Annotated in this window: 13 protein-coding genes; 12 read left to right on the plus strand and 1 reads right to left on the minus strand. The window is 37.7% G+C overall.

What is annotated here, in order from left to right:
- From L877_RS0108425 to L877_RS0108475, 11 genes are all read left to right on the plus strand, one after another.
- On the plus strand, positions 1-311 hold a 311-nt coding region (locus L877_RS0108425; RefSeq protein ID WP_026835687.1), incomplete at its 5' end, for an integrase core domain-containing protein.
- Positions 312-446: 135 nt separating this feature from the next.
- Positions 447-920, plus strand: a complete 474-nt coding sequence (locus L877_RS0108430; RefSeq protein ID WP_034785481.1) for a hypothetical protein — start codon at positions 447-449, stop codon at positions 918-920.
- 27 nt (positions 921-947) lie between these two features.
- A complete protein-coding gene (locus tag L877_RS14490) occupies positions 948-1082 on the plus strand; it encodes a hypothetical protein (RefSeq protein ID WP_278244193.1) in 135 nt (44 codons plus the stop codon).
- Between the two features lie 189 nt (positions 1083-1271).
- A complete protein-coding gene (locus L877_RS0108440; protein WP_341349144.1) occupies positions 1272-1784 on the plus strand; it encodes a DUF3990 domain-containing protein in 513 nt (170 codons plus the stop codon).
- The gene (locus L877_RS0108445) at positions 1781-2251 is read left to right on the plus strand and encodes a hypothetical protein (protein ID WP_026835690.1); all 471 of its coding nucleotides are present in this window, start codon (positions 1781-1783) and stop codon (positions 2249-2251) included. Before L877_RS0108440 ends, L877_RS0108445 begins: the two co-directional genes overlap by 4 nt.
- A 51-nt stretch (positions 2252-2302) precedes the next feature.
- Positions 2303-3124 carry a tetratricopeptide repeat protein gene (locus L877_RS13590; RefSeq protein WP_051437770.1) on the plus strand — a complete coding sequence of 274 codons (822 nt, stop codon included), beginning with the start codon at positions 2303-2305 and terminating at the stop codon, positions 3122-3124.
- A 97-nt stretch (positions 3125-3221) separates the two neighbouring features.
- Entirely contained in the window at positions 3222-3842 is a 621-nt protein-coding gene (locus tag L877_RS0108455) for a DUF4867 family protein (protein ID WP_026835691.1), read from the plus strand.
- A 22-nt stretch (positions 3843-3864) separates the two neighbouring features.
- Positions 3865-4917 (plus strand): macro domain-containing protein, encoded by a 1053-nt coding sequence (locus L877_RS0108460; RefSeq protein ID WP_026835692.1) that lies wholly within the window; start codon positions 3865-3867, stop codon positions 4915-4917.
- Between the two features lie 129 nt (positions 4918-5046).
- Positions 5047-5715: a vWA domain-containing protein gene (locus L877_RS0108465; protein WP_026835693.1), complete on the plus strand. Its 669-nt coding sequence runs from the start codon at positions 5047-5049 to the stop codon at positions 5713-5715.
- Between the two features lie 118 nt (positions 5716-5833).
- On the plus strand, positions 5834-7414 hold the full coding sequence (locus L877_RS0108470; protein WP_341349145.1) for a galactose-1-epimerase: 1581 nt from the start codon (positions 5834-5836) through the stop codon (positions 7412-7414).
- Between the two features lie 20 nt (positions 7415-7434).
- A complete protein-coding gene (locus tag L877_RS0108475; RefSeq protein ID WP_026835695.1) occupies positions 7435-7983 on the plus strand; it encodes a GNAT family N-acetyltransferase in 549 nt (182 codons plus the stop codon).
- Positions 7984-8011: 28 nt separating this feature from the next.
- Here L877_RS0108475 and metA read toward each other — a convergent pair whose 3' ends face one another.
- Complete coding sequence (gene metA / locus L877_RS0108480; RefSeq protein ID WP_026835696.1) at positions 8012-8929, minus strand: homoserine O-acetyltransferase MetA; 918 nt, start codon at positions 8927-8929, stop codon at positions 8012-8014.
- A gap of 275 nt (positions 8930-9204) precedes the next feature.
- Between metA and L877_RS13595 the strand changes: the two genes are divergently transcribed.
- A complete protein-coding gene (locus L877_RS13595; RefSeq protein ID WP_051437771.1) occupies positions 9205-12441 on the plus strand; it encodes an Ig-like domain-containing protein in 3237 nt (1078 codons plus the stop codon).
- The last annotated feature ends 13 nt before the right edge of the window (positions 12442-12454 follow it).

The raw sequence follows: 12454 nt of genomic DNA on the forward strand, positions 1-12454 counted from the left end.
GTGGGAGTCAATATACCAGCAAGGAATATCGAGATGCTATCAAAAAATGCGGCGTAGTTCAAAGTATGAATAGTGACGGTGGTCGCTGTCATGATAATGCTCGATGCGAGAGTATGTGGGCAAGGTTCAAAACGGAGCTTCTCTACGATAGATATGATACCAAATCTATGACTGTCAAAGAGTTAAAAACAGTTATCTGGAGGTACTTCATGTCCTATTGGAACAACCGAAGGATCTGCTCTGCTAACGGAGGACTCCCTCCTGCAGCTAAACGCAGGAAATACTATGATTCACAGCCCGTTGCGGCATAGTGATAAATTTTCCCAAAGAAATCTGCCAACCAATATTGACAATTTCATAATGAGCAGGTCAATAATATAAACGAAATAGAGATTATTAAAGATTATACCTTGCCTGACAGTATAGGTTGGTATACATATCACTTTATGGTTATTAGGAATAATACCAAAAAGACATTAAGAGTAAATACTTCAACTATTGCATATGGGATAGATGATAGAATGATTTCGACTACTGAAGGAGAATTTGAGGCTTTGGGTGCAGGATGTACCACAGTAATCAAAGAAGCATTTGAAACAGATGAAACAATATTAAGATATGATACTGCTATTGATACTTCAGAAACATCTTATAAAAGCGTAATAGATAAAATGTCATATAAGAAATACAATATAAAAGATGGAGTAATATTTCAAGTAACTAATAATGGTTTACTTACAGCTCGTTTTGCAGAATGTTATGTATTATTTTTAAAAAATGGAGCTTTAGTTGATTATGATTATGCTTACTTTGATAATGACGATTGTGAGTTGTTACCTGGAACTACGATATCTAAACAGTTTAACTGTTATGACTCATTTGATGATGTGGAATTCTATTTGGGAGGTTATGGTTATTAATTCAGAATTTCGAATCTGGTTAATAGTTTGGTTTATACCAAACATGGAATTGGAATTGATTATTCTGCTATGAATGGTTTTGGTGGTTATACAAGATCAAGGTTTTATGCTGTTTTCGATGAGGGTGGATTTACATATACTTCATACGATGATGATGAATAGTATGAGTGTTTGTGCTGTGATGAAGAAATTAAATTAAGAATTAATCTAAGGAAAAAGGGTTGACTAAAGGTCAATCCTTTTTCAATGTGCTCAAATATATCAGGGGGTTTAGTATAAAAGCATTATATGGAGATGGAGATATAGCAAACTTGCAAAGAAAGCGATATTTTGATATAATTTCCATGTGAAATGATAATATTTTTAGAAAGTAGTGATTACGGAGAAAGCTGGTGTGTGCAAATGAAGGAGATTATTGTTTATCATGGCAGTAATGTAGAAGTAATCAAGCCACAAAATCTTCAAAATGGTTTTTACAAAGATTTTGGATATGGGTTCTATTGTACTAAATTGGAAAAACAAGCAAGACGTTGGGCTCTGACTAGAAAAGGAGATTCTGTTGTTAATCGATATTATTATAGTGAAAACACAGAATTAAAGATAAAAGTTTTTTCAGATATGACAGAAGAATGGCTTGCATTTGTAGTGGAATGTAGAATGGGAACACCACATGATTTTGATATTGTTGAGGGACCTATGGCTGACGATCAAATGTGGAATTTCGTGGAAGAGTATGTTAAGGGGCGTATTTCTAAAAGAGCCTTTTGGGAGCTTGTAAAGTTCAACCATCCTACACATCAAATTGTTTATTGCACGGAAGCTGCCCTAAAAACTCTCAGATTTGAAGGAAGTGAAAAACTATGAAGAACAAGTATTTCCCCGATGAAGATATAGAAGAAGATGATTTGTATTTTATATGTTATATGATTGAGAGAGTGGCTCGTCATATTCATCAAAGAAATCGCTATGTAGTAAACACTATTGGCAAGGAAGAATTATACCATTTGATTAGTGTTGCCAACGTGCTTCATTCAGAAAACCCATTGAAAGTCGAAGATGATTGGATTAGAGATTATAATCTTGAATATGGTGATTTTGATATCACAGACGTTGATAGAGAACTTGCTGAGAGAATTCCAACAGAACTTGAAATGGGTAGAGTGTATCAAAGATTAATAGTTGATACAATGGATTCCAAAGAAGATTATGTTGATGGGATTGTTCGAGTATATAATAACGAACTATGTGATGTGATAGACAATTATAATTGCAGTGCGTTTTACGAGCCTTCATATTATATTGCCAAGGCTTATCAAGAAGGTGGTTTTTGATTTGCAAAGTAAACTTAGTTATGATTATAGAATACGTGAGGAGGGTGTATCATGGATATAAGTGTACTATATATGGATATTGAGGATGTATTTGAGAATCTTGACAAAGACAGATATCCGGAAACATACTATTATCTTGAAAATTGGCTTGAGACAGATGAAAGATTTAGGGACGGAGCGGAGACGGTATGCTATACGATAGCTGAATCTGACAAGCCGGAACCTTGGACTGATGAGATAATTCAGTTTATGGAAAAGATTCTTTTGGCTGAGATTGCAGATGGAAATGATGATGCAATGAATAGTCTTGGAGCATTTTACTATGATGGTCGCAGAGGATTTGAGCAGAGTTTCACAATTGCGATGAAGTATTATAATATGGCTGCGGCAAATGGCAACAGACAAGCTCAAGAGAACCTCGGATATTGCTATTACTATGGACGAGATGGAGAAGTTGATTATGAAAAGGCTTTTCACTACTTCGCATTGGGAGCATTTGATGGACATTTGATTTCTCTATATAAGATTGGAGATATGTATTATAACGGCTACTATGTTAAGAAAAACCTCAAAGAGGCATTTGTCATATATGAGCGCTGCATAGAAAATATGACTGAAGAGGCTGAGTCGTATGTTGCTGGTCCTGTGTTGCTTAGACTTGGAAACATGTATTTAAACGGAGAAGGAACGGAAAAGAATACAAGAACCGCATTGGCATGCTATCAAAGCGCGGAGAGATTTTTGTACAGTATGGTTGTGGATGATGGTAACTATATGTATAAAAAGAGCTTAAAGCAGGCCATCGAAGGACAGGAGAAAGCGAGAGCAGAAATGGCAAAGATGATGGATGGAAAAGAGTGGAAATTTGATTAAGAATATTAGAAAATAGTCAATTGAAAAACCACGATAAATGTGGTATCATTATTCATGTAAGCAATTACAAATATAATGAATATGGAGGATTTTGAAATTGAAAATCTATGATGTTACAGACGCAAAGTTTGCAGAATATGGAAAGGTTCTTACAGGTTATGATACAACAGAACTATTAAAAGCTATGGACGCTATTGAGCTACCTGAGAACGGAGTGGCATATGAGCCGGGCATTGATTCTCTCGAGAAGTGTGCAATTATGAATGATTTAGGAAATAATGCATATGGCGGAATGCCTATTCAGCTCGGAATGTGTTGGGGACACAATAAAGCACTCAACTGCTTGGAGTATCACAGAGATAGCGAGATTAATATCGGTTCATCTGATTTTGTTCTTCTTCTTGCTAAGCAGGATAAAATCGTTAATGGTGAATTAGATACTGCAGATGTAGTTGCCTTCCGCGCACCAAAGGGAGCAGTTGTTGAGGTTTATGCTACATCATTGCATTATGCTCCATGCCAGGTTGAAGATTCTGGATTTAGAGTAGCAGTTGTCCTTCCAAAGGGAACAAATACTGATATAGACAAAGTTACAGAGATTGATTCTGAGGACAAGATGCTTTGGGCTAGAAATAAATGGCTTATCGCTCATCCGGATGCAGCAGAGGCAAAAGATGGTGCATATGTAGGTCTTAAGGGAGAGAATATCTCTATCTGATCATTTCAAGGAGTTGATGGAGTTGCCATTTAATATTATTAGAAATGATATTACAAAGATCAAAGCTGATGCAATAGTAAATACAGCAAATCCACACGTTGCCATTGGTAGCGGTGTGGATTTTGCTATATACAACGCAGCAGGCAAGGATAGACTTTTGGCGGCAAGAAAAGAGATAGGTGAGATGCCGCCCGGGACTGTTGCCGTTACAGAAGCTTTTGATTTGGATGCAAAGTACATAATTCACGTGAGTGGTCCCGTATGGAATAACGGTGACAGCGGTGAATCTGATTGTTTACGCACTTGTTATATGCAAGCGCTTAATCTGGCTGCGAAGAATAATTGCCAATCCATTGCCTTTCCTCTTCTTGCGACGGGAACATATGCATTCCCCAAGGAACTCGGCCTACAGATTGCAATAGAGTCGTTTACAGAATTCTTGGAAGAGCATGAGATGAATATTATCCTTGTAGTTTTTGAACAAGATTCTGTAAAGATTTCAGGAAAAATATTCGGCGATGTGAAAAGCTTTGTTGACGATCAGTATGTAGATGCAACCCTGAAGGAAGAAGGGGTTTATCATAATGCCAGAATGCTTGGAAGTGTGGTAGATTTTCCGAGAGCTGGTAGAGGAAGTGTTTTGTCTAGAAATACTGTCGTGCTCGAGGACGAAGAAATTGATGAGGATGATGCTGTTCCGGCACAATCATTAGACGATGAACTTAAGAGCATATATACAGATTCCTTTGAGAAGCATTTACAGCAACTAATTAATAAAAAAGGACTGAAGAATTCTGAAGTATATGCTACAGCCAATATATCTAAGCAATATTTCTCGAAATTGATGAAGGGACAGATTAAACCCTCCAAGGAAAAGATGCTTGCCCTGGCAGTTGGACTTAGACTCAACCTAGATGAAACAGTAGATTTTCTAAAGATCGCTGGATATGCGCTTTCGCCTATTTCTCAGACTGATAAGATTGTAGAGTATTTTATTCGCAACAAAGATTACAATGTATTAAAGATTGACATTGTGTTATTTGATTATGGCTTGGATTCGTTGAGCGGATACTAGAAGTAAGTAAATTCAGCAGTATGCGTTTCAAATTACAATGGTCGCCTCTGGGGCGACCATTTTTAGCCACGACTATAGTATGATTATCTCAGAAACAAGAAATACATACCAATTAAGGAGGTAATTATTATGAGTAAAGGTTTTACAGAGATAGTTTATATTATGGATAGAAGCGGTTCAATGAGCGGGCTTGAGGCTGACACAATTGGAGGTTTCAATTCGATGATTAAGAAACAGAAAAAGACAGGTGAAAAGGCAGTCGTATCAACTGTTTTCTTTGATGATGAGATTGAGGTATTGCATGACAGAGTTCCAATAAACAAACTTGAAAAGATGACAGAGAGCGATTACTATGTGCGCGGATGTACAGCGCTTTTGGATGCAGTTGGAATTGCGATTCATCATATCGGAACATTGCACAGAGATGCTAAGAAAAAGGACAGACCGGAAAAGACCATATTTATCATTACAACAGATGGCATGGAAAATGCAAGCAGAATGTATTCTTACGGGAGAATTAATAAAATGATTAAGCGTCAGCAGGAAAGATACGGATGGGAGTTTATATTTATAGGTGCCAATATTGATAGCATTGCAGAGGCTGACAGATTTGGGATTAAGGCAGATAGAGCCGTGAATTATGTTCATGATTCAGTGGGGACAAAGGGAGTTTTCGCAAGTGTTGCCATGGCCGTTTCTTCTGTTATGGAATCAGATGATATGGAAGATGCAGGAGAAATGTTGACAAAGGGAAGCTGGAGAAAAGAGGTGGATGAGGATTATAGAAAGAGGGGGTAAAAGCCATTGATAATTCTTGTTAGTTTATGAATATTATGATATAATTAATAAGCGCATGCTAATGTGGAATAATCCACTAGTATGCGCTTAGAGTCTTTTATTTAAGGAGGTCATTATAATGACAAAGAAAACACTAAGGGATAAAGGAGATTTTGAAGTGATGAAAAGAATAAGTACAAAGAAGAGTATCTCTGCAGTTTTAGCATTGGCGATGCTGGCATCTTGCGGTGGCGGAACATTTGTCTGTGCTGCCAAGAAGCCGAGCGCAGTGAAAAGTCTTACTGTAAAGAGTGGAAACAAGAAAAGTATTAAGATAAAAGCCAATGGTTATAAGATAAAAAAAGTCAAGGCAAAGTCCTCTAATTCCAAGAATGTCAAGGTGATTAAGTCTTCTAAAAAAGCTGTTACAATAAAAGGGATAAAGGGCAGTGCCAAGATAAGAATTACGGTTAAGGCTGCCAAGGGCAAGAAAACTAAAAGTTTTAAGCTAATAACTAAGGTGAAAATAAGCGTTCCGGTCAAAGAAGCAATTCCGACGGCTGCGCCAAAGGCTGTTAATACAAGTTCAGTAGTTACCAAGGCGCCGATCAGCACTGTGGCACCAAGCCTGAGTACTGTTACACCAACGTCATCACCTGATATCGCCAAGAATCCGATTACAGTTTCCAAAGAGACATTTGGAAAAACAAGTGATGGCAAGGAGGTTTCAAAGTATACGTTGTCAAATGAGAACAATATGACGGTGTCTTTTCTTGATTATGGGGCAATTATTCAATCGGTAAAAGTTCCCGACAGGAACGGGAAAATCGATGATGTCGTGCTAGGTTATGATGATTTGGCTTCATATGAGAGCAATCCTAACTTTTTTGGAGCATTTCTTGGGAGACATGCCAACAGAATAGCATTTGCATACTTTGAACTAAATGGTGAGGAGTATAAGCTTGAGAAAAATGATGGCGGAAGGAACAATCTACACGGCGGCAGTCCGGGATATTACAAAGTAATGTATGATGCGGAAATCGGCGAGGACTGTGTGACATTTTCGAGACTTAGTCCTGATGGAGAACAGGGATTCCCGGGAAATCTTGATGTGAAAGTCACATATAGATTGACCAATGAAAATGAATTAAAGATTGAGTATAATACCAAAGCTCTTGACAAGGATACACTTTGTAATTTGTCCAATCACTCATATTTTAATTTGAAGGGGCACAATAATGGGGATATCACAGATCACAAGGTTATGATTAAGGCCAATGCCATAACTGAGACTAACAGGAACTCTATTCCAACGGGAGAGCTTATGAGTGTAGAGGGGACGCCTTTTGACTTTAGAAATCCAGCACTTGTGGGAGATGGTTTGAAATCTGATAATCAGTATATCAAGAACTCCAATGGATATGATCACAATTTTGTTCTAGATAAGGAAGATGGTGTTTTTGATAAAGTTGCTGAGATTACGGAAGATACGTCTGGAAGAAAGATGGAAGTATACACAGATCTTCCCGGATTGCAGTTTTACACGGGAAATTATGTGAGTGGCACGGGAAAAGAAGGGGCAGTTTATGGCGCGCGATCTGGAATGTGCTTTGAGACACAGTTTTTCCCTGATTCAATCAATCAACCAAACTTTAAGCAATGTATATTGAGAGCCGGACAGGAATTTAATTCCACTACAATATATAAGTTTTCGGTATAAATATAGGAGGACAATCGGTTATGAATGGTTTAGGAACTAAGAAGCTGGAAACAGAGAGATTAATATTGAGAAAGTTTGAAGTAAGTGACGCTTCAGATATGTATAACAACTGGGCCGGAGATCCGTTGGTTTCCGAGTTCCTGACCTGGCCATATCACACTGACATTGAAGTAACCAAAAAGATTCTTGCTATTTGGGAGAAAAAATATTCCGATAAGTTTTACATGAACTGGGCAATTGTTGAAAAGTCTACCAATAATGTTATAGGATCTATTGGAGTCGTGGATTTCAAAGAGAGTGTAAAATCTGCAGAAATAGGTTATGCTCTGAGTAGAATGTATTGGGGAAGAGGAATAATGCCTGAAGCCTTGAAGCGAGTTATGGATTTTCTCTTCGATGATGTAGGATTTAACCGAGTTGCTGCCTGTCATGACACGGATAATCCGAAGTCCGGACGTGTTATGGAAAAAGTCGGAATGATAAGAGAGGGTGTTCTTCGACAATCTAGAGTAAATAATAGAGGAATCACGGATGTAATGTGGTATTCAACCATCCGAAGCGACCGATGAGGTGCTTCGGACGGAATATTTTTAATAATTATTGGACAGTCGAAATGTCATAAGGAGTACTTTGATATACATAGTAATTGAGCCAATTTGAGAAAAGAAGTTGGCCGGTTGAACGCCATCTTACGATAGGCGCCTTGCTTGGATCGTCATTAGGGAAGTAGTTGTAAGGGATTGTAGGATTCATTCCCTTCTCTAGATCTCTGAAGTATTCAAGCGCCAATGTATCTGCGTCATACTCTGCGTGACAAGCTACGAAGAAGTGGCGGCTGTCCTTAGTTTTTGCAATTGTAAGGCCTGCTTTGTCGGATACGGCCATGACCTCAAGCTCAGGATGTTCCTTCAAATCTTCCTCGGTTACATACATCGCTCTTGACTGTGGAGCATAGAATATATCATCGAATCCTCTGAAGAGCGGAGACTTTTTCTTGACAACTTCATGCTCATATACACCGGACAGCTTTGTGTCAGCATCTCTCTTGTTGATTCCATAATAATGGTAGAAAGCGGCAAATGCTCCCCAACAAAGATGCATAGTACAGTGAACGTGGGCCTTGCACCAATCCATGATTGTGCATACTTCTTCCCAATAATCAACATTTTCAAAGTCTATATAGTCAAGTGGCGCACCTGTGATAATCATACCATCAAATTTTCTGTCTTTGATTTGATCAAAAGTAGTATAGAACGTATCAAGGTGTGTTGGGTCCGTATGGCTAGATACATAGCTGGCTGTCTTCAAAAATTCCACTTCAATCTGCAGCGGAGTGTTGGATAGCTTCCTCAAAAGCTGAGTTTCAGTGATAATCTTTGTCGGCATGAGATTGAGAATAAGAACATTTAGAGGACGTATATCCTGATGCATAGCTCTGTTCTCAGTCATTACAAATATATTTTCATTTTCTAGAATCTCTGTCGCTGGTAGAGAATTAGGTATTTTAATTGGCATTATGACCCCCCATTTCTGTAATTCTTTCCTATAAAGTCTATCACAATTAATAGAATTATTCAATGTATATTTAAAAATATTCCGACAGAAGTACTTTTCAATTTTGACACAGAATCTGACATATTTATGACACAAACTCCCTATTTTCGGGGGTTGACAAAACATTTTAAAAGTGATAATATACAATTACGTTTCCATGAATGAATATACTTATATGAAGAGGATTGATTTGGAAATGAAAAAAATAACGCAATATGCGTAGAAAGAGGTATTACATGTTAACCAAGAAAATCGTGGCATTTGCATTGGCTTCAGCATTAGCGCTTACATCTGTAGCAGCGCCAAATGTAGCAGATGCAAAAAAGGCTCAAGTTGTTTATGATCCAACAGACTCTGTAAACAATGGTGTTTACATTGACACAAGTCTGGTGCCAACATCAAATCCATCAGATATTAAAGTTGAGAATGGTGTTGTAGTTGCAAAGAGAAATGTCAATTTCCAGCTACACTGTTCAGTAGACTGTAGATGGGAAGTTGAAGCTCAGGGTGATTCTAATAGAGATTCTGTTTCTAATGGACTTATCTCAGTTGACAGATCCGGTTTAGTAAGAATCGACAAGAACACTAAAGGTGGTAACTACACAGTAAAAGCAATTGCAGAAAACGTATCAAATGACAAAACTGCAACAATCGAAATCAAAGTTAAAGGTGACGAGGATGCAGCAAAAGTTAAGAGCATTTCTTATGACAAGAATGCAATTGAGAATCCAGCTCAGATGAGAGTTTCAGATGACGAGAAGACATTGTACATCGATGGTTATGTATATAGAGAAGAGATTCCTGTAAAGTTTTCTCCAACATATATCAATGATACAGAGATTACATTTGAGGAAGCTCAGTCTCAGGTCTATGAGCTATCAGATAGCAGACGTGCAAATAGAAATAACTCACGCATCACTACAAAAGCTAAGACAGGTAGCGAGGCTTCTACAATCCAGTGTACAGTAGGAAAAGATTCTACAAAGTTCACTAACCAGGATTTGAAGCTTGTCGTTAATGAGCTCAAGAGAGTTGATAGTATTGAGACAACAGAGAAGGAAGCTGCTAATAGAACTTACAATATGAGTAAGAATCAGCATGCATCTTTCAACTTTGTAACAAATGGTGATATTACACTTCCACATGATGGTGTAGAGAAGGTTGAGTTCTCTCTTAACCAGGATGGTGTAGCAATTGATCCTTCATATTCAAGTAGTACAGTAACTCGTTATGATATCAATGACGTTGATGGCAAGAAATTTGCTACAGTAACTATTAATACATCTGGTCCAAATAATACATATGTAACTGTAGATACAGAAGAGAAGGGCGAGTTCAAGTCAGTTCCTGCTGTTACAGTAAACTATACTGTACATGGTGATACAGACAATGCTGGAACAAGTTATTCAAAGGACTTTACTCTTAAGTTCAACACTGATGTTACTGCAAGTTTCACAGAAGCATTACTTGACTTCGAGGCAGATGATTTCATTTTAGATAGAAGTTATACTGTTAAGAAGGAAGTTCTTGGAGACAAGGAAACAGATGTTTACTACTTCGAGAGCAATGGTAGAAATCTTAACCTTGCAAATGCAACAGTAGCAAATGTGCCAAATGTACGTTCATTCTTCACATCAAAAACTTTAAGTTTTGATTCACAGGATGCTACATACAAAATCAAGTATGAACTCAAAGACCTTGACAATGAGGTATTTGGTTCAGCTGCTGTAGCTAAGAAGTTCAACAACGCTGTAATCGGTGAAGGCGAAGTTGGAACAGATTCAGTATTGAAAGACAATTCAAAACTTACTCTTAAGGGTATCGGTTACAAGAAGATTGTTGTTCAGTGTACAAAGGGTACAGATATTATCAGCAAGAAAGAGTATGTAATTCGTCTTGTATCAAGCTCAGCTGCTATCGAGGATTTAAATGAGTACAAGATTAGCAAGAATGCTGATACTTGGTATGCACTTAGTGAAGGCGAAGTTGTACATATCAGAAAGGGTGAAGCAGTTCTTCCTGGATTCTACAAGAAAGATGGAACAAGATATGTAGCTGCAGACAATATCGGAAAAGATAACCCATACATCGAGTATGAGATTTCAGATAAGAATGTTGCTAATGCAACACTTGATTCAAGCGTTAACCAGTTCAAGATTTGTGGACAGAACGCTGGTATCGTTACTGTAACAGCTTATGGTACAGTTAATAAAGCTAATAGACAGACATTCGTTCTCTATGTAAATAAGGACGTTATGACATCAACATTCTCACTTGGATTTGATGATGCAATTTCAAGTAAGATGGTAAATAGTGACTATGTAATTGATGGAAAGCAGAAAAATGTTCCTATCAATGCACGTTCAAATATGCAGAACGCAGGTGTACCACAGAACCTTAAGTGGTCAATCAGTGATACAACTGGTGAGTTTGCAACAATTGATCCTACTACAGGAGCAATTACAACTAAGAAGTACAGCGATGAGCCTATCACTGTAACAGCTGTAGATGCAGCTGGAAACAAGGCTACAATCACTTTCACAATTAAGAAAGTTGAAGCTACTGCAGTAACTGCATTGGGTCTCAAAGAGTCAGATACTGATTTTGAGAGAACTTCAGATACATCAGGTAAGTGCAAAGTTGGTAACAAATTTGCTCTTAAGGTAGAGAAGTATGAGCCAATCAATGCTACAGATGTTCTTGGAAAGAGCAAGTGGACATCAACAGATGAGTCTGTAGTTAAGGTTGATTCTAATGGTGTTGTAACTGCTGTTGGTGAAGGACAGGCTAAGATCGTTCTTGCATATACAGCTGGTGGTAGAACAACAGAGACTGATTATACAATCACTGTTAGTGGACATGCAACAACTGTAACATCAATCCTTGCTAATGATATTGCGCTTACAAGAATTGGTGATACAAGAACAATTGCTACTACAGTTCTTCCTGCAAACGCAGTAGATAAGAGTGTAACATATACAAGTTCAGATGAGTCTATCGTAACAGTTTCTCCAAGTGGAGTTGTAACTGGTAATGCAGTAGGAAAGGCTACTATCACAATTAAGTCTGTTGCTAATCCTAACGTAGTTGCTAAGATTACAGTAACTGTTGGTGGACAGAGCGATCTCAATCCTTCAGATCCAGCTGCAACTGTAGCTCCAGCACCTTCATCAGCAAAAGCTGATTCAAATAAGGTTGCTGCTACAAAGATTAAGTCAGCTAAGAACAAGAAGGGCAAGAAGATTGTTATCAAGCTTAAGAAAGTTAAGGGTGCTAAGTATCAGGTAACTTACTCACTTAACAAGAAGTTCAGAAAAGCTAAGAGCAAGAAGGCTAGCAAGCCAACAATAACTCTTAAGAAGCTTAAGAAGAAGAATGTATACTTCATCAAGGCTAGAACATACAAGAAGATCAATGGTAAGACTGTATATTCTAAGTACACTAAGGTGAAGAAAGTTAAAGTTAAAAAATAATAATTTACTTTAT

This window comes from Eubacterium xylanophilum ATCC 35991, assembly GCF_000518685.1.
GTDB lineage: Bacteria > Bacillota > Clostridia > Lachnospirales > Lachnospiraceae > Eubacterium_F > Eubacterium_F xylanophilum.